This is a genomic window from Aquimarina spinulae (assembly GCF_943373825.1).
GTDB lineage: Bacteria > Bacteroidota > Bacteroidia > Flavobacteriales > Flavobacteriaceae > Aquimarina > Aquimarina spinulae.
Map to the genome: position 1 here is coordinate 3,126,651 of NZ_CALSBP010000002.1, position 23,330 is coordinate 3,149,980.

At 33.1% G+C, this 23,330-nt stretch carries 20 protein-coding genes; 9 read left to right on the forward strand and 11 right to left on the reverse strand.

The window, feature by feature from the left end; all coding sequences use genetic code 11:
- Positions 1–114: 114 nt before the first annotated feature.
- Positions 115–2,508 (reverse strand): M28 family peptidase, encoded by a 2,394-nt coding sequence (locus tag NNH57_RS19225; protein ID WP_108808022.1) that lies wholly within the window; start codon positions 2,506–2,508, stop codon positions 115–117.
- Between the two features lie 213 nt (positions 2,509–2,721).
- Between NNH57_RS19225 and NNH57_RS19230 the strand changes: the two genes are divergently transcribed.
- Positions 2,722–3,192, forward strand: a complete 471-nt coding sequence (locus tag NNH57_RS19230; protein WP_074405531.1) for a CBS domain-containing protein — start codon at positions 2,722–2,724, stop codon at positions 3,190–3,192.
- Between the two features lie 42 nt (positions 3,193–3,234).
- Here the strand turns inward: NNH57_RS19230 and NNH57_RS19235 are convergent, their stop codons facing one another.
- The 6 genes from NNH57_RS19235 to NNH57_RS19260 all read right to left on the reverse strand — a co-directional run bounded on the left by NNH57_RS19235 (position 3,235) and on the right by NNH57_RS19260 (position 10,463).
- Positions 3,235–3,789, reverse strand: a complete 555-nt coding sequence (locus NNH57_RS19235; RefSeq protein ID WP_108808021.1) for a pyridoxamine 5'-phosphate oxidase family protein — start codon at positions 3,787–3,789, stop codon at positions 3,235–3,237.
- A 58-nt stretch (positions 3,790–3,847) separates the two neighbouring features.
- Entirely contained in the window at positions 3,848–4,195 is a 348-nt protein-coding gene (locus NNH57_RS19240; RefSeq protein WP_074405529.1) for a DUF2116 family Zn-ribbon domain-containing protein, read from the reverse strand.
- A 64-nt stretch (positions 4,196–4,259) separates the two neighbouring features.
- Positions 4,260–5,162 (reverse strand): histone deacetylase family protein, encoded by a 903-nt coding sequence (locus NNH57_RS19245; protein ID WP_108808020.1) that lies wholly within the window; start codon positions 5,160–5,162, stop codon positions 4,260–4,262.
- A gap of 5 nt (positions 5,163–5,167) precedes the next feature.
- Complete coding sequence (gene metG / locus NNH57_RS19250) at positions 5,168–7,234, reverse strand: methionine--tRNA ligase (RefSeq protein ID WP_074405527.1); 2,067 nt, start codon at positions 7,232–7,234, stop codon at positions 5,168–5,170.
- Between the two features lie 103 nt (positions 7,235–7,337).
- The gene (locus NNH57_RS19255; RefSeq protein WP_074405526.1) at positions 7,338–8,948 is read right to left on the reverse strand and encodes a DUF1501 domain-containing protein; all 1,611 of its coding nucleotides are present in this window, start codon (positions 8,946–8,948) and stop codon (positions 7,338–7,340) included.
- A 6-nt stretch (positions 8,949–8,954) separates the two neighbouring features.
- Positions 8,955–10,463, reverse strand: coding sequence for a DUF1800 domain-containing protein (locus NNH57_RS19260; RefSeq protein ID WP_074405525.1), 1,509 nt, complete (start codon positions 10,461–10,463; stop codon positions 8,955–8,957).
- A 210-nt stretch (positions 10,464–10,673) separates the two neighbouring features.
- On the opposite strand from NNH57_RS19260, the gene NNH57_RS19265 reads away from it, so the two are divergent.
- Positions 10,674–11,570 (forward strand): S66 peptidase family protein, encoded by an 897-nt coding sequence (locus tag NNH57_RS19265; protein WP_108808233.1) that lies wholly within the window; start codon positions 10,674–10,676, stop codon positions 11,568–11,570.
- A 2-nt stretch (positions 11,571–11,572) separates the two neighbouring features.
- The gene (locus tag NNH57_RS19270; RefSeq protein ID WP_108808019.1) at positions 11,573–11,932 is read left to right on the forward strand and encodes a YraN family protein; all 360 of its coding nucleotides are present in this window, start codon (positions 11,573–11,575) and stop codon (positions 11,930–11,932) included.
- 131 nt (positions 11,933–12,063) lie between these two features.
- Here NNH57_RS19270 and NNH57_RS19275 read toward each other — a convergent pair whose 3' ends face one another.
- Positions 12,064–13,782, reverse strand: a complete 1,719-nt coding sequence (locus tag NNH57_RS19275; RefSeq protein WP_108808018.1) for a DUF3472 domain-containing protein — start codon at positions 13,780–13,782, stop codon at positions 12,064–12,066.
- 398 nt (positions 13,783–14,180) lie between these two features.
- Here NNH57_RS19275 and NNH57_RS19280 point away from each other — a divergent pair, with 398 nt between their 5' ends.
- From NNH57_RS19280 to NNH57_RS19305, 6 genes are all read left to right on the forward strand, one after another.
- Positions 14,181–15,305, forward strand: coding sequence for a helix-turn-helix domain-containing protein (locus NNH57_RS19280; RefSeq protein WP_108808017.1), 1,125 nt, complete (start codon positions 14,181–14,183; stop codon positions 15,303–15,305).
- Positions 15,306–15,461: 156 nt separating this feature from the next.
- The gene (locus NNH57_RS19285; protein ID WP_108808016.1) at positions 15,462–16,541 is read left to right on the forward strand and encodes a helix-turn-helix domain-containing protein; all 1,080 of its coding nucleotides are present in this window, start codon (positions 15,462–15,464) and stop codon (positions 16,539–16,541) included.
- 103 nt (positions 16,542–16,644) lie between these two features.
- Complete coding sequence (locus NNH57_RS19290) at positions 16,645–18,051, forward strand: clostripain-related cysteine peptidase (protein ID WP_108808015.1); 1,407 nt, start codon at positions 16,645–16,647, stop codon at positions 18,049–18,051.
- A gap of 128 nt (positions 18,052–18,179) precedes the next feature.
- Complete coding sequence (locus NNH57_RS19295; RefSeq protein WP_108808014.1) at positions 18,180–19,298, forward strand: helix-turn-helix domain-containing protein; 1,119 nt, start codon at positions 18,180–18,182, stop codon at positions 19,296–19,298.
- A gap of 78 nt (positions 19,299–19,376) precedes the next feature.
- Positions 19,377–20,309 carry a virginiamycin B lyase family protein gene (locus NNH57_RS19300; protein WP_074405519.1) on the forward strand — a complete coding sequence of 311 codons (933 nt, stop codon included), beginning with the start codon at positions 19,377–19,379 and terminating at the stop codon, positions 20,307–20,309.
- A gap of 170 nt (positions 20,310–20,479) precedes the next feature.
- Positions 20,480–20,650, forward strand: a complete 171-nt coding sequence (locus NNH57_RS19305; RefSeq protein WP_159099233.1) for a hypothetical protein — start codon at positions 20,480–20,482, stop codon at positions 20,648–20,650.
- Between the two features lie 183 nt (positions 20,651–20,833).
- Here NNH57_RS19305 and NNH57_RS19310 read toward each other — a convergent pair whose 3' ends face one another.
- The 3 genes from NNH57_RS19310 to NNH57_RS19320 all read right to left on the reverse strand — a co-directional run bounded on the left by NNH57_RS19310 (position 20,834) and on the right by NNH57_RS19320 (position 22,960).
- Positions 20,834–21,493: a serine hydrolase domain-containing protein gene (locus tag NNH57_RS19310; protein ID WP_254504217.1), complete on the reverse strand. Its 660-nt coding sequence runs from the start codon at positions 21,491–21,493 to the stop codon at positions 20,834–20,836.
- Positions 21,459–22,025, reverse strand: a complete 567-nt coding sequence (locus NNH57_RS19315) for a serine hydrolase domain-containing protein (RefSeq protein WP_254504219.1) — start codon at positions 22,023–22,025, stop codon at positions 21,459–21,461. The genes NNH57_RS19310 and NNH57_RS19315 overlap by 35 nt, the downstream gene beginning before the upstream one ends.
- 92 nt (positions 22,026–22,117) lie before the next feature.
- On the reverse strand, positions 22,118–22,960 hold the full coding sequence (locus NNH57_RS19320) for a helix-turn-helix domain-containing protein (RefSeq protein WP_074405517.1): 843 nt from the start codon (positions 22,958–22,960) through the stop codon (positions 22,118–22,120).
- Positions 22,961–23,330: the final 370 nt, after the last annotated feature.

The following is a 23,330-nucleotide window of genomic DNA, read 5'->3' on the forward strand; positions in this document are numbered from 1 at the left end:
TTAAGCATTTAAAGTTAGATTTAAGCTAGTTTCTTCATGAAACAGGGGAGTAATCTTTTAAATCGTCAAAAAATAGACATATGCTCACAAGAATCATATTTTTGAGAATTGTGTTTATTCATTTATTTCTTGGGTTTGGATTGGTGTATTATCGAATGCGAGTGTTGTATCAATTTTCTTCTCCTGATACTCTTCTATTGCAAACCCTTTTTTAATAACTACAGCATCATTTATTACAAATGGTTTAGGCATCATATTTTTATTTCTCGACGGGATTGAGAAATGTTCATTGGTAAGCAAATCATATGAAGATTCATATAAAACAAATTTTGGTAGTGAATCCTTATGAAACTGCATTTGTAATTCTAGAGGTTGGTTTTTACTTACATGATAAGTAAGCAGGTTTTGACTCCACCTTTTTGTAAACGCATTGTAGGTTTTGCCATTAGAGTAATCAAAATCTATTGCGGTTTCACCATTAACTCGTAAAGCGTTAAAATTAAACAAGGTTTCGGTATATAAATCAACCCTTTGGATATCTCGCTGAGGTGCAATACATAACTCCAGATGCCTCAGGTTTCCGATTATAGTATCTTTACTAATGTCTAATTTTGGTTGTCTTATATTTTTAATAGGAGCTTGATTGGCATAAGCAAAAGATCTTCTGTATTTGCTTTGTAGTGTATTTGCATTATAAGTCTCGGCAATGTTTTCTTCTGGGTTGATGTAATTTTGCGTCCAGGCATCAAGAATATTATCATAAGAAGCCCAAACGGCCTTATTTTGATCGGTATCCAAGATATAGACAAGACTATTAGGTTTTTGTCGTTTTTCGGTAAAATCTGATTTTATATGTGCAGCAATAAAGAAAACTAAACTTAGGAGAAGACATAAATTGCCAAATAGTTTTTTTCTTTTGTAGAATCCAAATACTGGGATTAATACACCAAACAACAGTACTGATAATACGGCAGAGACAAAAAGAATCTTTAAGCCTAAAGCCACGGGAAAAGATGCAATAAAAGGAGATACGATAAAGATAGCTGGTAGTGCCAAAACAACCATTAATATTGGATTAGGTCTTTTTTGCCGAATAAGAACAACTAATGATATCAATCCAAATAATACAATGATTATAAAATAACTTGCACCTTTAAGATATAAAGCTGCCAGGGTACAAATAATTAACCAAATAAACAATGGACCTATGAGTAAACTAGCTTGATTTTTACTTTTACTAAATCGGGCATATACCTTAAAACAAATGGCTATAGATAATAAAACAAAGACGGCAATGTACTGATACCCGTTATACGTAAATCCATGTTGAATTTCATTATAATGAGGATAGATAATCTTAATCAACTGCCACCCTCCAAAAGTTAAACCTCCTGCAATTATCAGGCATAAAAGGAAACCTCCTAATCCTACTAAAACTTCTCTGAAATCTATTCGATATGCAAATTTTCCATAAAAAATTAATCCTATAAATAAGATAATCGCAATGATTAATAAAATATATATCCAACTAAAAGGATATTTAACAAGGTTAAAAATTGGAGCATTAAAATAAATATAATCCCGATCAGATTTAAGGATGTCTAGATCGACTTCAGAAAAGTAGGAGAGTAGAGGCATGAGGTAACTCCCTTGATGCTGTAATGTGTTTAGATCTAGGTTTTGCCATATGTCATTGGCTGTATGATAATCAAAATGATCATCGATAAAAGCAAAGTTGAATCCTTCGATATTTCCTTGTTCTCTTAAAACTGTAAGATCGGTATCATTAGGTAGCATTTTGTAAATGCTATAAGCAAGAGAATTAGTAACAGGATATTTTACACCAGCTTTAGAGAATTCATCGATCATTTTTCCATTCTTACCATTGGTCTCTATAAGCATATAAGAATTACCGCCACTTCCTCTAGCTTCAAAATTAAGAGCAAGCCCAACATTTTTGGCCGACGGATATTTTTTTATAAAAAGATCTGCCCCATTAAGTCCAAGTTCCTCTCCGTCAGTAATACAAATGATAATATCATTTTTAGGAACCTTATTTGTAGCCAAATATGCTCTGATTCCCTCAAGGATAGTTGCAACACCACTACCTGCATCACTAGCACCATATGAAGAATGTGGAGAACTGTCATAATGAGACATGAGTACCAGAGACTTTGTAGAATTGCTCCCCTTAATCTTTGCAATGATATTTTCGGGTTTGCTTATTGTCCCTCCATCAGAAATAGAAATACCTTCTTGAATTTCGGGCTGCAGCCCCAGTTTTTTTAATTCATCCAGGATATATGTTTTCGTTTCTTCATGTGCAGAGCTACCCAGGTAATGGCATTCTTTAGAGATGTTTTTTACATGTTCTAAAGCACGAAGTGTAGAAAATTCCTGTTTAGAGGTCTTGAGATCTGTTATTTTTTGTGGTTTACTGCTGTAAAATGTGTAAGCTAATGAAATAAAAATGAGGAGTAACGTAAGTAAAGAGGGAAACTTTCGCATGTGTGAGTATTGATTTAGGCTAAAGGTAAGAAATAAGCTACAATTATTAAAAATATACCTTCCGAAATGATAATTGATGATTTCATTCAATAGTTAAAAAATGTTACTGATAAAGGTATAAAAATTAGATTTTAATTACATTAAAATTAAAGTCTAACTTGAATAAGTTGTTGTAAATCACTATATTTAAGATTCACTAAATCATTAGATATTATGGGAATAATCAGTTTTCAAGGAGCTCGCTCTAAGACGAAGAAGCAGGATGAGACACTTATAAAAGTCTCGGATTATATGACAAGAGATTTGATTACATTTAGTCCTGATCAACCAGTTATGGAAGTTATCGAGGCATTAGTAAAGCATAAAATATCAGGAGGACCTGTGGTTGACGATAATAATCAATTATTAGGTGTCATTTCTGAAGGTGATTGTATTAAACAATTAAATGAAAGCCGTTATTATAATATGCCTATTGAAGATGCTAGAGTAGAAAAGTTTATGGCTAAAAATGTAGAAACAATAGATGGTAATCTCAATATTTTTGATGCAGCAAATAAATTTTTACAAACCAAAAGAAGACGCTTTCCTATTCTGGAAGATGGTAAACTAGTTGGGCAAATTAGTCAAAAAGATGTAATGAAAGCAGCATTAAAAATGAATAGCCAAAATTGGAGAAACCGGTAACCAAACAACAATAGAAGCTAAGAATAGCGGATTTAATAATTCTTATTTTTTATCAGAACCCGTTATTCTAGTTTCGAAACCATCAATACTAAGAGCATTCTTTTCTTTTCGATAATTTTCTAATCGCTCTTCTCCTTGTTTTTCAGACCAGGATTTTAATTGTGTTCTTTCTTCTTTAAAATCCATAAACGGAACAGCATATCCGCAAGAGGTTTGTACCATATCTACATGCATTTCAATGATTTGACGGGAACCAATAATCTCGGGAAATAAATGAATATAATTATGATATGTTTCATCTTGTTTATGAAATATGCTGGCAGTTCCGTATAGTCTCAAGATTAAAGGTTTTCCTTCAAAAGCACAGAATAGAATAGTCATTCTATTATTTTTTATGACATGAGCAGCAGTTTCATTTCCACTCCCTGTAAGATTAAGCCATACAATTTTGTTTGGTCCAATAACCCGAAATGTATCCATTCCTTTAGGAGAAATATTAACCCGCCCTTCATTGGCTGCGGTTCCTACAAAGAAAACTTTTTGTTTTGCTATAAAATCTTTTAATTCTGAACTTATCTCGGTTAGTATTTTTGCCATTTTCTTAAGGTTATAATCTATTTATCATGAGTAGGCGATTCCCAGAAATAGGATTATTTTAATTTCTTTTTACAATTGCATAGAAATCATTCTCTAACGGGAGATATCCCTGATCATATACAAAATAATAGGTGTTTCCGGTTTTGGTAATATAAATACTGGTAAAATGCTGAAAATCAAATCCCTTGGTTATCAGTTTTGTCTTAGTAGTTTTAGTTTTATCCTTTGGATTTAATTCTTCAAGAATTCGGTAGTTTTTGCGTAATAAGTTATTGATATTGCGTATCAAGTTTTTGCTATCCTTGTTGAGCTGATTGTTATATGCATTACGACAGTAATCACTGCAGAATTTTTTATCTGCCCTACCAATAATTTTGTCGCCACATACCGGACATTCTTTTTGCATTTAAAAAAGTATTTGATGTTGAAGATACAATAAATATCCGTTTACAAATGATTAATATAAGGTATTAAAAGAAAATATCTTGTGCTAATCTGTAGGTATTGGCGTGTGCTTCTATAATGGTCTTGATATCTGGAGAATAGCCACCTCCCATAGAACACATTACTGGGATGTCAAGATCTTTGCATGTCTGAAGTACAAATCTGTCACGTTCTGCACAACCAGACAGAGTACATCCTAATTTCCCTAATTTATCGGTAGATAAGATGTCTACACCACTTAAATAATACATGAAATCAGGTTTCTGGTCATTGATAAGTTGAGGAAGAGTTTCTTTTAGGATTCTTAAGTATTCGTGATCTTCGGTTTGATTGGGAAGTTCGATATCCAGATCAGATTTTTCTTTTTTAAATGGATAATTGTTTGCTCCATGCATCGAGAACGTGAATACAGTATCATCACTTTCGAATATTTCTACGGTTCCGTTACCTTGGTGTACATCAAGATCTACGATTAGTATTTTTTTTGCTAAACCATGTTGCAAAAGGTATCGTGCTCCAATAGCTTGATCATTTAGTAGACAAAATGCTTCACCACGATCTGTATACGCATGATGAGTACCACCAGCAATATTCATGGCGACACCATATTGTATGGCATATTCAGAAGCCTGAATCGTGCCATCGGCGATAATCATTTCACGATCAATGAGTTCTTTTGATAGCGGAAAACCAATTTTTCTGGCTGCTTTTGGGTTTAATGATAATTCGATAAGACTTGTATAATAGTCTTTTGTATGAACCGCCAGAATAAGTTGTGGATCCGGAATTTTGGGTTCAAAGAAATTCTCTTCTTTGCAGGTTCCTTCATAAAGCAATTGTTTAGGCAATAGCTCATATTTAACCATCGGGAATCGATGCTTTTCTGGCAAAGGATGTGTATAGATCGGGTGATATGCTATTTTGAGCATATAACTTAACTAATAACCGCCCCGGGATTTACTCCATCCTCGTCAGGATTTAAGAATACAAGTTTTCCTTCAGGTGTTTCGGTCATTAAGATCATTCCTTCACTTTCTACCCCACGTAATTTTCTTGGAGCAAGATTAACCAATACAGTTACTTTTTTGCCTACGATTTCTTCTGGAGAAAAGTGTTCGGCAATACCTGAAACGATCGTTCTGGTATTAATTCCTGTGTCTACTTTAAGTACTAAAAGCTTTTTGGCTTTAGGCATCTTCTCGGCTTCGATGATAGTCCCAACACGGATATCCAATTTGGTGAAATCATCAAAAGTCGCTGTATCTTTTTGTGGTTCTACCACTTTATTTTCAGCTTCGTTAGCTTTTTTAGTTGCTTCCAATTTGTCTAGTTGTTTTTGGATTTCGGCATCTTCGATTTTAGAGAATAACAATTCTCCTTTCTCGATTTGATGTCCTGCCGGAAGAAGTACCTCTTTTGTTGCAACTTCATTCCATGTAGATTCTTGATCAAGTCTCGAAGAGCCAAGAATTGTTTTTAATTTTCTTGAAGTGAATGGTAGAAATGGCTCTGATAGTGTAGCTAATGCAGATGCAATTTGCAAGGCAACATACATAATAGTTTTGGTACGCTCTTCGTCTGTTTTAATCAATTTCCAAGGTTCTTCGTCTGCCAGATATTTGTTCCCTAATCGAGCAACATTTAGTAATTCCTGACTGGCTTCTCTAAATCGATATCGTTCTATAGAACTCGAGATAACCGCAGGATAGGCTTTAAGTTCTGCTAAGGTTTGCTCATCAACTTCAGAAAAAGCGCCCGGTAATGGTATTACACCATCATAATATTTATTAGTCAATACAACTACTCGATTGATAAAGTTTCCGAATATGGCAACCAATTCGTTGTTATTTCGAGCCTGAAAATCTTTCCAGGTAAAGTCATTGTCTTTAGTTTCAGGAGCATTGGCAGTTAATGCATATCGTAATACATCCTGTTGATCAGGAAACTCTTCTAGATATTCATGTAGCCATACCGCCCAGTTCTTTGAAGTAGACAGTTTATTACCTTCGAGATTTAAAAACTCATTAGCAGGTACGTTTTCGGGGAGTATATAACTTCCTTCCGCTTTGAGCATACTCGGAAAAATAATACAGTGAAAAACTATATTATCTTTTCCTATAAAATGAACTAATTTTGTGCTTTTATCTTTCCAATAAGGTTCCCAGTCTTTTCCTTCTCGTGCTGCCCATTCTTTGGTAGAAGAGATATATCCTATAGGAGCATCAAACCATACATATAATACTTTTCCCTCTGCACCAGCTACCGGAACCGGAATTCCCCAATCCAAATCACGTGTTACTGCACGAGGGCGTAATCCATCATCTACCCAGGATTTGATTTGGCCATATACATTGGTTTTCCAATCTTTTTTATGCCCGTCTAGAACCCATTCTCTTAGAAAATTCTCATACTGATCTAATGGTAAAAACCAGTGTTTGGTTTGTTTTAGGATAGGCTCTGCACCAGAAATTGTTGATTTTGGATTGATAAGATCTGTTGCATTAAGAGAGCTACCACAATTTTCGCATTGATCACCATATGCTTCTTCATGACCACACTTAGGGCAAGTACCTACTACAAATCGATCTGCCAGAAATTGATCGGCCTCTGGATCGTATAGTTGTTCTGATGTTTCTTCTATAAATTTACCATCATCGTATAGTTTCTTAAAAAATTCTGAAGCGGTTTCGTGATGAATAGGAGCAGAGGTTCTTGAGTAATTATCAAATGAAATTCCAAAATCATTAAAAGACTTTTTAATGATTGTATGGTACTTATCTATAATTACTTGTGGTGAAACTCCTTCTTTTCTTGCTCGCATAGGAATAGCAGCGCCATGCTCATCACTACCACAAATAAAAGCAACATCATTGCCGGTCATTCTAAGGAAACGTGAGTAAATATCTGCTGGGATATAAACCCCTGCCAGATGGCCTATGTGAATAGGGCCATTGGTATATGGTAAAGCTGCTGTAATTGTATATCTTCCCGTCGTGCTCATAATGCTAAAAAATAAGGCACAAAGGTAATAAAAACACTTGCAAAATATAACCCCTGCATCATCCAATTATTTTGAATGAATGCAAGGGGTACAGTAATCTATTTTATGAAATCAAAATTGATTTACTATAATTACCATTATTGGTCTGAATCTGATATACATAAGGACCAGTACTTAGCCTTGTATTTGCAGATAGTTTTACATCGATAACATGTTCTCCTTCTGTTAATACCTCATTTCTTAAGGTAGCTACTTTTTGTCCTATCACGTTATAAAGTGCAATATCTACATGAGTGGTTTCGGGATTTGCAATATTTATATAGGTTTGACTGTCACTATAGGTAACGATGTGAGTAATTCCTTCTCCATCGATAGGGATATTAGGATTAATACCAGAGCAATTGAATCCTAAATCTAAGGATTCAAAAGAACTACCTAAAAGGACTCTTCCTACAGTATTTTCATCAATACATAACCAATCTTTCATTACCGTGGCATACACTTGTCTAAAATCGGTAGTATTAAATACATTACCTCCACGAGTTAAGTTCGATAAATCAGGATGTTCTCCTGCAAAACCATTTCCGTTAAGGGCAGAACCAAAAAACATGGTTGGTGCTGCAGTACCATGATCTGTTCCCAGAGATCCATTTTCTCTAAATCGTCTACCAAACTCAGACATAGTCATGGTAAGTACTTTGTCGTCCCATCCTGCTGCGGTAAGATCTTTATAGAAGTTACTTACGGCTTCAGAAAATGAATTAAGAAGCTCCTGGTGTCTTTGTATTTGATTGTTATGAGTGTCGAACCCGCCTAAAGTCACTAAGTATACTTTGGTTCCCAGATTTCCTTTGATTAACCTGGAAATAATACTTAATTGTCTACCCAGGCTATCATCAAGGTATCCTCCAAAATCGGTAGATCGTTCGTATGCTGAACTAATTACATCGGCATAGGTAAATGTAGTGTTTGTAACTTCTCTAAGATGCCTTACTCTGTCATCATAAGTACATTCTCCAAGACCATCTGTACTATACGAAGTCCCGTTCTCTGCAATCTGTAGTAATCTTCTGGGATCAGAAACGGCAAAAGAGAAATCATTCTCTGGTCCTTTAAAAATTAAGTTCCCAATACTTCCTATTTGTATAGAAGGAGGGCTGGCTGGTGGGTTAAAAATATAATCGGGATAAATTTCCTGAAAATATCTTCCCATAAAACCGGTTCTGTCTTCTTCTTCTAAGTTAGTATTGGCATAGATATCAGAACCTCTAAAATGAGATAAAGATGAATCTTCGTATCCTACACCATGAACGACTCTCATTTGACCATCACCCCAAACACTTTCTAATTTGTTCATTGGTTTTGGCATGGCATAATCATCATCAAGCGTAATAAATTCACTTGGAGGGATTTTTATAAGAGGCCTGGCATTGGCATAAATATCATAATCATAAACAGGTATAATGGTATTAAATCCATCATTACCTCCTTGTAATCTAACAAGAATTAAAATATTGTCATTTGGTGCCTGGCTAAGGGCTATTGATAAAGGGGAAGGTCGAGAAACCGAAAGAGGTGTATTACCCAACATCATTGATCCACCACCAACAAGGCCTAATGCCTGAAGGAAAGATCTTCTGTTCCATTTTATATGGTCTTCTGTATTACAAGACCCGTCTTTTTTTATATTTTGGGAGTGATTAGTTTCGCACATAAGATTTTATTTAAGTTGGAATTCTGGGATTTCTGCAATGTAATCTAGTAAAGCAGCAAATTGCTGGGGTACTTGAGGAAAACCTAAAGTCCACGTGCCATCTTCATAGTAATTGTCTGGGATACCATCAATTTTGAAAGCTCCTAAGGCTTCAGCAAAAGTAATGAGATCATTAATCCCTCTTGGAAAGAAATAATTTAGAATAGTTCTTACCACAAGATCTACATCTGCGGTAGATACTAGCAGATTTCCATCGCTTTGTTCACCGATTGGCATTCCTACTAAAAAATCTCTAAATTGTTCCTGATTTTGGCTCCATGTGCGACTTACAATATATCGAATACTTTCCCAGCGACCGATCAATAAATCGGGGCTAATCCAGTCGTCATCGCCTTGCCAGCCTTCAACATCTATTGGGTTTAATACGTCTTGTCCCAATGTGCGTACTGTATTTCGGTAAAAATCGATATGATCTACATCTGCAGGTAGCGCAAATCCTAATTCATTAAAAAAACTTATGTTTAAATCACAAGGGCTTTTGATAATTGCCCCTATAGCTTCTATATTAAAAAAATGTTCACTTTTAAATAATTGGCGAAGTACTGCTGCTATTTGATAACCGCTTGTAATAAAAGTTTGCACCATTTGGGCAACAATAGCATCATTACAAGTAGGGCTTACAAAATAGGTGTACAGTTTTGCGCAAATAAAGGTTGCAACTTGATTACTTCTTTGTTGAAATAAAATATTAACAACATCGTCATAGGTCCAGTTTCCGGTTTGACCGAAAATAGTTTTGGAGTCATTGCTAAACTGTGCTGGATCAAAAAGAACATCTCCCCATGGGATATCATTTGTATTGACATACCCGGTTAGTGCTTTTGCTGTTTCCTGAATATCATCTTCTGTATATGCATTGTCTACACCAAGGGTAAAAAGCTCATATAGCTCTCGGGCATAATTTTCATTAGGCCTATCCCTTATATTTTCATCACCATTAAGATATACCAACATGGCATTCGATATACCTATATCGTATACAAAATCTCTAAAATTCCCCAAAGCGTGTATTTGAAGAAGATTGTAATACTGAGATTGATATGCGGGGCTACGATAGGTATCATCTTCGGTGACAAAATGATTACTCCAAAATAAGGTAAGACGCTCTCTTACTTTGTTTTGAATCAAATCATTTATCATTTGATTTTTTCCTTGGGTTCGATAAAAACCTATATCATTATTGGGGTTAGCTGTCTCTGCAGCTTCAAATTGATCTCTATTCCATAAGCCCCATGCTGGAGGGGGAGTGGCATTTAGAGCAATAGCATCATCAATAAGCTGATCAACCAATGCAGAAGGATTGTTTTGAGCCAAAGCAGCAAGAACCTCTGCTTTTGATGCTCCAAAAGCAATTCTACGATACAAATGATTTATTTTGCTTACGTTCCAGGGGTTTCCTGGAGAAGGCACATATTCTGCTAGGGAAGCAAGATTACATGAAGTATCCGACATCATAGGCAATAGGGTTTAAAAGTAGAGTAACGGGGACAAAATTCCTTACAATATAATAGATTATAACGAAAGTATTTGTTAATTAGTATCTCAAAATTGAAAAAAAACAAGAAATGAACCTTATAAGAAGTCGTTGCTGTCTATAAGATGAATGTTTTTTTATCATAATAAATCTATTGCACTACTATTAAAAAAATAAACTCAAGAGTGAAAATACTAGAACCAGATTTTGTTAAAAAAGGAGATAAAATTGCTATTGTTTCTACAGCAAGGAAGATTAATTTAAAGGAAATAAGAGAAGCAGTAGCACTATTAGAAAAATGGGGATTAGTCCCTGTGATTGGTTCAACGATTGGAAAGGAACAAAATCAATTTGCGGGATCAGATCAGGAACGAGCATCTGATTTTCAAAAGATGTTAGATGATAAGGAAATCAAAGGGATTTGGTGCGCAAGAGGAGGGTATGGAACTGTAAGAATCATCGATAAAATTGATTTTTCAAATATGTTGAAATACCCAAAATGGATTATAGGGTATTCTGATGTTACTGTACTTCACTCTCATCTACATAAACTAGGTATATGCTCGTTACATGCGCCTATGCCAATAGATATCCATAAAGGAACAGAAGCGTCGATAGCCTCGTTAAAAGATACTGTTTTTGGTAAAAAAGTTAAGTATAACATTCTTTCTTCTAAAAAAAATATTGTAGGAAGCTGTAGAGGTCGGTTAGTGGGAGGTAACTTATCTATTTTATATTCTCTATGTGGTTCTGCTTCTTCTTTGGACACTTCGGGTAAAATTTTATGTATAGAGGATCTTGATGAGTATCTTTATCATATCGATCGTATGTTGCAAAACCTTAAACGTAATGGGTATTTCGACAATTTATCTGGATTGATTGTCGGAGGAATGACCAAAATGCATGATAATAATGTTTCCTTTGGTAAAAAAGCTAAAAGGATTATTCTCGATATTGTGCAGGAGTATGATTTTACAGTAGTGTTTAATTTTCCAATGGGGCATGTTGAGGATAATAGAACTTTGATTATGGGAGCAGAAGCTTTTTTACGAGTCGATAAGGATCAAGTAACATTAGAATATATATAAGTATGGCAGAACATAATACTCTTGGTAAAAAAGGAGAAAAGATGGCAACTGATTTTCTTATCGAGAAAGGATATGAAATTCTAGAACGAAATTATAGGTATCTGAAACATGAGGTTGATATCATTGCCAGAAAAGAAAATATTGTCGTAGCAGTAGAGGTAAAAACCCGAAGTACTCCCGAATTTGGGAATCCTCAGGATTTTGTAAAACCTAAACAAATACAATCTCTGGTCAAGGTCATTGATCATTATGTTACTGACCAAGATTTGGATGTAGAAGTACGTTTTGATATCATCGCTATTATAAAAAATAAATTGGGCACCAGAATAGAGCATCTGGAGGATGCATTTTATCATTTTTGAGAATGTTATGTCTTTATAAAATTTGTAATCCTTGAATATGAAATAAAGAGGAAAAACTCAGTAATTTAAAAAAATAAGGGGCTTATAAAGTGGCCCCTTAAATTATTTTATAATTTTGGATTGGGGTTTGTCTATTTAACAACAAACTTTTTTATTAAACTTCTTCCTGACTTAATAATATATATGCCTTTTGCTAAATTGGAAATGTTAATTTCAGAAATACTTTGTGTAGAGATTTCTTTATGAATAACTCTTGTTCCCTGAATGGTATACACATCTATATCGGTTTTTTCTTGTATGGGATCATTTATCCGAATATTTAAAATACCTAACTCATGATTTGTATACAGAGATAAATTTGTCCGAATATCGTTTTTATTTTTTACTGTTGAAATAGAAGTAAATTTAAGCCTTTGGTTATTACCACCATGATACTCATAAATGCCAACATTTGCGTTATTGTTTACTCCAAAGGCATCTATGGACTTCTGACTTCTAGAATCTATAACCTTATAAATATTTGAGCCAAGCGAATTTATTTTCCATTTTTGATTTGGCCCTCCGTGATATGTATATAACCCTATATTGTCACCATTGTTTTGTCCAAAAACATCCAAAGATTTCCCGCTATTTACATTTATAATTTTGTATGTATTATTACCTAAATTGGTTATTTTCCATTTTTGTAAACCGCCTCCATTATAGTTGTTGATTTGAACATTAGAACCATTAGAATCTCCTTGAGCAGTCAAAGCTTCTCCATTGTGCTCAAAAGTGATTTTGTAAGTGCCACTTGTAAGAGTACTATTATCGACAGTTATAGAGTGTTTACTTATTCTTCCTAGGATGTCTTCTAGTATAATTTCTACAACACTTCCTGAAGAAGCCGATATCGACGAAGATCTAGTTTCTGGGGCAATTACGGATTTTACGATGCTACCATCTACTTTGATTGTATACTTAAATTGAGGAGTTGAAGATACAGGTACATTCCATGAAATATTTGTGGAAGATGCGGATTGTATTGAAAATGAAATAGCAGGATTTGAAGGTGTAGAATTTGTGTCGGTATTAAAGGTAATAGGAGGATTACCAGAAAAACTTGGAGATGTATTTCCTCCACTTTGCATAAAATAGATTCCATCATCGACTCCTGCATCTACGGCGTTGGTGTAATTGGATGATCTAGGTTCTACATTTCGATTATAAGTACCTTGGTTCATAGGCACCCAGGTTCCATCTGTTTTTCTTTTAAAACCATCTTTCATTTCAAATCGTCTTTTATGCATTCCGGTACTAAGCCAGTCTTCCAAAAAGGCATTTGTAGTGCCATTAAATGTCACATCGCTAACTGGATAATTCATTGTGATCATATGATACCATTTGTTTTGAGAATCTCTACGAATCCAAAAACCAAAATATGTGTGAGAACCTACATTCCAACGACGAGTTACTACGGTATTCCATTCATTAAGATTCCATCCAATAGTAGGATTCATAGATTTTAATCCCGTTCCTTCACCTCCAAAATTTTCAACAATTGTACCGGGGCCAACATAGTCGGCAGTAATAGTCTGTCCATTACTAGGATCCCAAATCGAATAAATAAAGACATGTCCTTTATCTGGGGAATCCTGAAAACCACAGTATGCCCCTCCTTCACTACCGGCATTCCATTGCATTGTACAATAATAAGTAGCGTTGGTAGTGATGGTAGACCTTACGGTTTTCATAAGGATATCACCTGAGCCATTATCGTTGGCTCTAAAATGAGAAGACGGAGCAGAGTTTTGCGCAGAAGAAAAATTAATTATCGAAATTAAAACTAAAAAGAATATTGTGTTTTTCATAATATAAAGATTGTTAAGTGTTAGTTGGTTTTATGAAGACATTTTTCATGTTCTGATGTTGTTCAAATATCCTTATAATGATTTAGTAACATGTGGATATTTTGGTCATATACCTCTAGATTTTCGGAATTTTGTGATTAGAATCTTAATACTATGGTTTGAAAAAAGACATATACTAGCTTAAGTAGATTGTATTAAGCGCTTGTCTTGATTGAATATATCATTGTAGAGTAGAAGGAGATAGGTTTCTATGAGTTAGAATAGAGTACAGCAAAAATCTTTACTAAATTAGTGTCCTAATATATTTATAAAATGATTTTTTGAGGTGCGAATATGTACATTCGGTCGAAAAACATTTGATAATACGATAGTTTTGTGTGAAACTAAATTACTTCTGTATGCAGTCTTTTGAATTAATCGACCTAATTGTATTTTTAGGTATTAGTCAGGGAATATTTTTGGCGATAGTGATTCAGGTGATACAGAATAAGAATAGATACGCTAATAGAACATTATCTCTGATTTTAATCATAGCTTCGATAATGTTAACAGGTCGATTTTTCTTTACTATAGAGACCAATATCGAAATCTTTTTTAGACTGGCACTTTTCGTAGATATACTAGTGTTTGTATTTGGTCCCTTGTTATATCTTTATCATCGAAGATTAATATTTAATGAAAAATCAAAATACATATTACACTATACATATTTTATTCCTGCAGCAGGAATGTTAGTATATCATTTGTGGACATATCAATTTTCTTATGATGAATTTGTTTTACTGTTTCAGAATGGTAGTCTTACATTATCTTTTTTAATTATAGAAGCTGTTGGAATTCTCTTCAATCTATATTTTGGAGGTCGATGTTTTCAATTATTAAGAATATACCAAAAAGAAGAAAAAAACAATTTATCGTATTCTCAACATCTGGTAAGATATCTTAATGTGATTCTGATTACAGGGAGCTTGTTTTTATTGTCATGGATAATAAGCTTTATACTGGGTTATGGCTTTAACATATATTCCTCGTTTTTAAGCTACAACTCTATATGGATAGTGGTTTCTATTTTTGTATATATCATAGGTTTTTATAGTTTAAAACAACCTGATATTTTTAGAATGCCTTTATCTATAAAAAAGCATTTTAAAAACAAAGAACGACTTGATGATGAAATGATTAAAAAATTAGAGGCTAGACTAGAAAAACTTATGATAAATGAGAAAATTTATTTGAATCATAAACTTACTCTGGTTGATCTGGCAAAAGGATTAAATACATCAACTAATAATGTCTCCTGGTTACTCAATAACATTCATAAATGTACTTTTTATGATTATATCAATACATATAGAGTGAAAGCATTTGTAGAAAAGATTGAGAATGGTGAACATCATCATCATACACTCCTCGCATTATCAATGGACTCTGGATTTAACTCTAAGTCAACTTTCAATAAAGCATTTAAAACAGCTATAAAGGATACACCAAGTAATTATATCAAGAAACTAAATACAATCTAATGTTACTAGATTGGGTAGGTTGTGCCCAAAAGATCGATCAACATTAATCTATATCAAAGAACTAGTAAATCTCTTATATTTATCCTAAAACAAAAACGAGGGTTGTAGATAAGCTAACGTTAACAGCAATTTAAGTATAATTAATCTCTATAAAGATTGAATAAAACAATATTAGATTTTGCAATTGTTGCCAGTGGTATTATAGGATATTTTATAAGTATCTCATTAATCACTACTTCTTTTTATAAGAGTCGTGCAAATAACTATCTCTCCCTCTCTTTATTCTTGCTAACAAGTTTGACCTTATTAGGTAGATATGGTGCAGGAAATGCCGTTTTGGCATTCTTAAACTATATCATGTTGGATTTTCTAGTTGCTGTTACTTTATTTACCTATTTTCTAATTCAAATTGAACATAGGTACCTTAAAAAGAAATGGTATAAATGGCTATACTTTCCTTTCTTTAGCTCTTTGATTATTGAAATTATTCTTCATTTGGATTCTATTTTCAATCTTTATAATTCAGATTTTGCTGTTCTTGTATTTTATATTAAGGATAATACATCGTTTGCCTACAATCTATTTTTAATATTTTGGGGGAGAAATTTAATAAAGAATTCCAATACTATTTCAGAAGAGAAAAGACGGTGGTTGTTAAGATTAAACTTTTTGATTGTATGCATTATTGCAAGTTGGCTTTTGTTTATACTATTCAATTCAGAATATGTTGCAAATTTTCTATGGATAATCATTTCTTTTTTCTCGTGGTGGATATTGTATTATGGAGTGTTCAAACTCCAGATAGTAGCACAAAAAGACGAAATACATGAATACTTAGCTTCAAAAAGGACAAATGGCACTCAAACAAAAAAGAAAATAAACAAAACGACTGTTTCTAAAATTATTACCCAGTTACATATATTAATGGATGAGGAAGAGTTATACAAAAATCCACTTTTAAGTAGATTAGATCTAGCCACTCGATTAGGAACAAACGAAGGGTATTTGTCACAGATTATAAATCAGGAACTCAATAAAAGTGTCATTCAGTTTGTAAATGAATATCGAATTGAAGCTGCTAAAAATCTATTGCAGGATCCTGTATTTAATAAATACTCTGTTGAAGCTATTGGTATGGAAGCTGGTTTCAAATCTAACAGTGCTTTCTATAATACTTTCAAAACCAGTCTGGCGATGTCTCCGGGAGCCTTTAGAAAGCTTCAAAAAACCTCCTAATTCGTGTAATTCCATTGTTTTAGGAATTCTTCAATCCCAAAATTACTTTTTTATTTTTTTGAAAAACATACTTTCACATCAGAAAATCAAAAACATAATTTTAATGAAAAACACAATCAACATATCATTTATTATTCTTTTTATTTTATCTGCGACGATAACAATTCATAGCCAAACTAATAATGGCTGGACGATCATGTATTATGGTGCTGGATCCAATTCTTCGGAACTAGATCTTTTTAATGATATCAAAGGGATGATTAAAGGAAAGCAATCCAGAGGTTATGAAGTAATTACGTTAATCGATAGAATTGAAGGGTTTTCTGAAGATGCAAAGACATTAGGCGAAAATTTTACAGATACTAAACTTTACAAATTTGATGCTAATAACTACCATGAGTTATCAGGAAAAGAAATACTTCCAGAATTAAAAAAAGAAACATCCTATGAAGCTAATATGGGGGATGCTGATCTATTAAAGCGGTTTATTAAATATTGTAAGAAATATTACCCTGCCAAACATTATATGCTGGTTCTGCGGTCACATGGAAATGGCTGGCGTATGTGTCCAGACAAAGAAGCAGGAGTTGATGATGCTCTACATTCTACTGAACTCGGTGAAGTCTTGTCTAATGATGAATCGGTAGATGTATTAGGATTAGATGTATGCTCGATGGCAGGATTGGAAAATTTTTATGAATGGAGGCCCAACGAGACTTCATTTTCTGCAGATTACATCCTAGCATCAGCCACTGTATCACAAGCTTTGGATTACAATAGTATATTTAATCGCTTAAGCACAGATACTAAAAACAGTTTTAGTAGGCAGAATAATTATTTTGAATCGGGAAAAGAAAAAATCCTTAATCCTTTTACAATGACCCCTAAAGAATTCTCAAAACTCCTTATAGAAGAGGCTTATGATAGCCAAAAATGGTCCTCTTGGGGGTTGTTTGATAATTCTGAGATTGCTAATGTTAAATTAAAAATAGACGAATTAGCAAAACTACTTTCTGTAGAAAAGAAGGCTATTATATACTCCATTATAGAACAAGCCTCTGGATATTACCATGAAAAAGGGATTGAAAAAATAAAACAAGAAATAATCTTTCCATATGTAGATATTTATGATTTTGCACAGAAGATTAGTAATACTCAAGAGTTACATCAAAATATCAGAACAAAAGCAAAAGAAGTTTGTAACATCGTAGATCGATTGATCATGTATTCATATTTTGGAGGTAAAGACCCTTTGCCAAAAAAAGATAATTTTGAAGAAGGGAGAAATGGAGTTTACATAATTGTTCCCCTGGGTAAGAAGACAGATTCCTTAATCGAAGGGACTTTTTGGGAATATGCAAAACAGTGGTATAGCCCATATGATCAAAAACATATAAAAGAATTGAATACTGCTTACGGTTTATATGACTGGTGTAGTGATGGTATGAAACCAGAAAATGAAAAAGTAGATAACTTTTATGAGTATTTAGATTTTCTTTTTACAAAATAAGGATGACTTTATTTTTATGGATAGTAAGTTTAAGCTATACTTTCCTTTTTAAAAGTACGATATGATCCATTCGGTCGAAAAGTATAAGATAATATGATAGTTTTGTAGTAACCAGTAATCATTTGTTAATGCAATCTTTCGAATTCATTGATCTTATACTTTTTTTTGGAATAAGCCAGGGTGTTTTTTTAGCAGTTACTCTTCAGATTATTAAAAACAAAAACAAAGCAGCAAACAGAGTTCTTTCGATTATGTTAATGCTTTCTGTTTTTATGCTTTTGGGCAGAATGATTTTTTTTAAATTTTTGACTGCAAGATTATTTCAATGGGCAATTCTTATTGATTCGGTGATTTTCTTATTTGGACCACTATGTTATATATACAGTAGACGATTAATATTTTCTAAAAATGAAACATATAGACTTTCCTGGTCTCATTATATACCTGTAAGTTTTCATCTTTTATTTTCGTTTTATATTTTTTCCTTTAATGGAGATGAGTTTTTGGATCATTTATCGGCTGGATTCTTCAAAATACCTTTTTTAATTATTGAGGGAGCAGGAATTGTTTCTAATATATACTATTGGATTCTTAATGTGAAAATTTTAAAGACATATATTCAGAATGAGAAAAATCATGTTTCTTATACTCAAAGTTTGGTGTCGTTTTTGAAATTTTTTCAAATCTCAATCTTTATTGTCATAACGGTTTGGATGATCAGTTTTATCTCGATGAACTTTTTTAATTATTCTATAAAATTTATTAGTTATAACTCGGTTTGGGGCACAATCTCAATATTTATATTTGTAATCGGATACTATAGTCTTAAAGAACCAGAGTTGTTTAGGATATCGTTTCAAAAAGAAAAAACAAAATCACAGCAACGTTTACCGCAAGATCAGATTATTTCTATAGGAAAAGAACTAAATGCCCTAATCGAGAAAGAAAAGATTTTTCTAAAATCTGATTTAACGCTTCGCGACCTCTCTCTAAGATTACATACGTCTACTCATAATGTTTCATGGTATCTTAATCATGTGTCAAAAAGTAATTTTTATGATTACATTAATCATTTTAGGATACAGGAATTTTTATCAAAGATAGATAATAACGAACATCTTCATCATACCATACTTGCCATTGCTATGGAAGTTGGTTTTAATTCGAAATCTACTTTTAATAAGGCCTTTAAATTAGAGGTTAAGGATACACCAAGAAATTACATTAAAGGATTAAAGGCAGCTTAAATAAGTGTGAATTGATCCAAACCGTCGATTTTTGTGAAGTGCCTAAATACTTTAGAGCAAACTTAAAAATCATTCAACATGAAAACATGTATTAAACACGTTAGTATAAAAGCATTAATGCTTTTTGTTTTATCCTCGATATCAATCACACTAATTTCTTGTTATGGAGATGGGATCGATCCAGACCTCGAGGTAGAAACTGTAGTTTCTCCTTTTTTTGGTAATGATGCTGTTAGTGTAGATAAATACGGCAATATTTATGTTTCTGAGTTTGGTCAGTTTGCAGGAGCAAATGGCAATGGAACGAGAGTTTTTAAAATATCCAAAAGTGGTGATGTTACAGAATTTGCATCGAACTTAACAGGTCCATTAGGGAATGCAATTGACCTACAAGGTAATCTGTATGTTGTTAACAGTAGTGGTGGTGGATCAGGAGATATTCTTAAAATTACACCAGAGGGAACACAAACAGTATTGGCGGCCATTAGTGGTTTCCCATCTGGGCTAACTTTGGATCATGATAATAATCTATATGTGTCAAATTTTGGAACCCCGACGGTTCATAAAATCACTACAGAAGGAGAAGTAACCGTGTATGCATCAGACCCTAAATTAACAGGTGGTGTAGGGATTGATTTTGATCGTAAAGGAAATTTAATTGTTGGCAATTTTGGTACGGCAGATATTTTATCTATAGATCCAGAAGGAAATGTATCTCTTATTACGACTATTACCGATGCCGTGGTTAATGGTTTTGGAATTGGGTATATAACTGTTATTAGAAATACGATTTTTGCTACTGGTATTGGAGTTAATAAAATATTTAAAATTTCTATGGATGGTACAGTAGAGGAGTTTGCGGGTACCGGAGATGCTGCTCAAACCGATGGATTGCTTAAAGAAGCATCGTTTAATGGTCCTAACGGGATTACTTCTGACCCATTGGGTACGGCAATTTATATATCAGAATTTGGAGGAACAGGAGGAGTGAGGAAAATTAAATTTTATTAAAATTATTACAAAATAGATGTCAATAGGTTTGATTGTATACAAAAGGTCGATTCATAATATAGATAGATCTTAAATTTGGGATAAACCAAAAATACTACTTAAAAATAGGTTATGTAGTTCATATTAGGTTGATCTATATCATTAATTATTCATCTTAAAACTATATCATTATGTTACAATCAATTTTAAATCAAGAAGGTGTACACGCACTAAACAAGTATCAGCAAAAATCAGTTAACGGAAAAGGAGGAAGAAATTCTCCCTGTCATTCTGGTAATGATTGTGATTTTGGTTTGGAGTGTGCGGGGTGCTATTGCAGGCCAATTGGTGGTACAATTTGATAGAAAAAAGCAGTGAGATTAATTCAATTTTAAGTAATAGTGAGTATTTAAAATTAGTAAGGCGGGAATCAATGGATTCTCGCCTTTTTCACTTTATTATACATTGTAATTAGTGCTTACATCATTGCTTTTATGATGCTTAAGATGAGTAATAAAGCTAATAAGATTAGACTTTTCATGATATTAAGGTTTATGGATAAAAAGATGTATTAAATCGTATGCGTATTTAAAAAGGTTAGATGGTGATTCGGTTTTGTTTATTAATAGAGAGATTGATGCATTATATTCTGGAAATAATACAAAGATTGATGTTGCTCCTGTTGCCATACCGGCATGATGAAAAACCTGAACGGGATAATTGTTCTTAAAAACTGATTTTGATATATGACTTCGCCAACCAATAGCATAACTCTGCTCATTTATTTGCCCATTGGTTAAGGTTACAGGTTGTGTAAGAGATTGTACAGTTCTTTTGTTTAGGAGTTTATGATTTAGAAATGCATTTCCTAAGGTTACAAGATCTGTTGGAGTTGCAATAAAACCACCACCAGCCCATTTATTACTATTGTTTACCTTGTATACTTCTTTGTATTGATTGTTTTCGACTTCATAAAATTTAGATAAGTTCTCTATTACAGCGGTTTGTTGTTCAGTAGGGATATCTATGTCTAGAGGTTCGAATATTGAAGTTTTCATAAAATGAGGAAAATCCATTTCTGAAGCCCCTTCAATCATTGCACTAAGTAGCGTATAGTTGTAAGTGCTATAGCTAAAATCTGTACCCGGAGAAAATAATAAGTCATCATCGTTAAATACAGAAACACCTTTCTTTGGTAGTAGCATACTCATCATTGTTGTAATATTCCCAAATAGGAAAACAAAAACAGATTCCGTAATTACGTATTCCCGAGGTATGAGAAGCAAGTTGTTTTAATGTTATTTCTGAAAGCGTTTTACTGGCATACGGGACAAATTCTTTGACTTTAGAATCAAGACTAAGTTTCTTGTTTTGAAGAAGAACTCCTAATCCAATTGAAGTCACCGCTTTTGATGTGCTTCCAATCCTGAATTTTGTTTTTAAGCTCACTTTTTTGTTTTTTTCTATATCCTCATAGCCAATGGCATTAGCCCAAACTATTTTGCCGTTTTTACCAACTGCAACAGAAATTGCAGGTGTTTTTATTCGAGAAAATATATCTCTTAGAAGACTGTCTGCTTTTTTTGAAATCGAATCTTGATGCTGTACAACTGGTTGTGATTTGGTGATTTTAGGAAAGACAGACCACCCAGAAGTTTGAACAAAAATAGGCTCTAATAGATAAAATAATAATGGGATAACGATTACCAAAATAGATATAACGCAGATTTTTTTCATGATGATATTTATTTAAAATAAGATATAAGAGATACTATCAAAGAATAACAATTCAATGATTTTATAAAATGTTTAGAACATATTTTTAATGGTTAACCAAGAGCAATTTCCTTTTGCTTTGCTTTTAGGATTTGAGAAACTTTATATAGTAGGATGATTTCCAGAATTATTGTAGGGGTAAGTAAAACCAATCCAATAAGAGATAAAATGATGGTCACCATAAAACCATAAGTAATGATTTCAAAAATGCCCGTTACAGTGGCAAGTGTTCCTAGGCCATTTTTCAGACGTAATACCGATATTCCAAATAGTATTCCAACAACGCCATAGGTTACTGCTTCGGCTCCAAGAACGAACTGATAATCAAAATCAACAATGTATAGTGATAGAATATCATAGATATAAAATAATACTCCAATAAAAATAAAAATGAATGCAGTAATCCGTAATAGGTAATTTTTAAAAATTTTCCCGGTGAGGATGAATCCTCTTGTAAATAGAATAACCGAAGCCAGCATGCCTATTTTTAATATGATATAGGCAATGTTATTTGTAACCATTAGATCTTCAGTGTATCTGTAATAGTCTACAATAATTTCTGCAAATCCAAGAATAAAATATACAATCCCACTGATCCACGAGATAGAAAGTTGTTTGATTAGAAAACCAACTTCTTTACTATCATCTATATCGAGAAGAAATAATTTTTTAAACTCTTTAGCTACTCGAGATTCTTCTGTTTGTATTCTTTCGAGGTCATAATCCAGTGCTGATAAAATAGTTTTTATAGTATAACTTCTTGGAGTTACTTCTCCTGCTTCAATACGCTGGATCGTACGAACACTAATATTACATTGTTCTACCAGCTCTTCTTGGGTAAATCCTTTAGATTTTCTGAGTTCAGAAATTTTTTGACCTAATTCTGGCTGTTTCATGATTTGATTAATTTTCATTTTGTTCAGCAATATTAGTTCTCAGAAATAGGTTCTCAAATTTTTTAGCTTGTATTTCACCCGACATTCACCCGACAATCCAGGTATAGTAATACTTCTCAAGGATTTGTAAAAGAATCTCTAGAATCCGAAATATAGGAATTATTCTATTGAATGTGTTATGATTTTTTTTAGAAATTACTTTTTATGAATAACATACTTGTATTTTTAGGCACTTTTGAGGTTGGAGATAGTGGCTAGGTATTGATAGTAATTCCTGTATGTTTTGGGAAAGTGAATTTAGATGTATTGATTATTGGTGATGTAAGGCATTGGCGGTTATGCAAATTATGGATTGATTTTGAATACAGAT

Coding starts and splice junctions, on each gene's coding strand:
- NNH57_RS19245 (WP_108808020.1), bottom strand. CDS start 5,162: ATGCTCAAAATAGCATATCACCCGATCTATACACATCCTTTGCCAGAA.
- NNH57_RS19300 (WP_074405519.1), top strand. CDS start 19,377: ATGAAAACATGTATTAAACACGTTAGTATAAAAGCATTAATGCTTTTT.
- NNH57_RS19230 (WP_074405531.1), top strand. CDS start 2,722: ATGGGAATAATCAGTTTTCAAGGAGCTCGCTCTAAGACGAAGAAGCAG.
- NNH57_RS19255 (WP_074405526.1), bottom strand. CDS start 8,948: ATGTGCGAAACTAATCACTCCCAAAATATAAAAAAAGACGGGTCTTGT.
- metG (WP_074405527.1), bottom strand. CDS start 7,234: ATGAGCACGACGGGAAGATATACAATTACAGCAGCTTTACCATATACC.
- NNH57_RS19260 (WP_074405525.1), bottom strand. CDS start 10,463: ATGATGTCGGATACTTCATGTAATCTTGCTTCCCTAGCAGAATATGTG.
- NNH57_RS19270 (WP_108808019.1), top strand. CDS start 11,573: ATGGCAGAACATAATACTCTTGGTAAAAAAGGAGAAAAGATGGCAACT.
- NNH57_RS19320 (WP_074405517.1), bottom strand. CDS start 22,960: ATGAAACAGCCAGAATTAGGTCAAAAAATTTCTGAACTCAGAAAATCT.
- NNH57_RS19280 (WP_108808017.1), top strand. CDS start 14,181: ATGCAGTCTTTTGAATTAATCGACCTAATTGTATTTTTAGGTATTAGT.
- NNH57_RS19240 (WP_074405529.1), bottom strand. CDS start 4,195: ATGCAAAAAGAATGTCCGGTATGTGGCGACAAAATTATTGGTAGGGCA.
- NNH57_RS19295 (WP_108808014.1), top strand. CDS start 18,180: ATGCAATCTTTCGAATTCATTGATCTTATACTTTTTTTTGGAATAAGC.
- NNH57_RS19310 (WP_254504217.1), bottom strand. CDS start 21,493: ATGCTACTACCAAAGAAAGGTGTTTCTGTATTTAACGATGATGACTTA.
- NNH57_RS19225 (WP_108808022.1), bottom strand. CDS start 2,508: ATGCGAAAGTTTCCCTCTTTACTTACGTTACTCCTCATTTTTATTTCA.
- NNH57_RS19290 (WP_108808015.1), top strand. CDS start 16,645: ATGAAAAACACAATCAACATATCATTTATTATTCTTTTTATTTTATCT.
- NNH57_RS19275 (WP_108808018.1), bottom strand. CDS start 13,782: ATGAAAAACACAATATTCTTTTTAGTTTTAATTTCGATAATTAATTTT.
- NNH57_RS19315 (WP_254504219.1), bottom strand. CDS start 22,025: ATGAAAAAAATCTGCGTTATATCTATTTTGGTAATCGTTATCCCATTA.
- NNH57_RS19305 (WP_159099233.1), top strand. CDS start 20,480: ATGTTACAATCAATTTTAAATCAAGAAGGTGTACACGCACTAAACAAG.
- NNH57_RS19235 (WP_108808021.1), bottom strand. CDS start 3,789: ATGGCAAAAATACTAACCGAGATAAGTTCAGAATTAAAAGATTTTATA.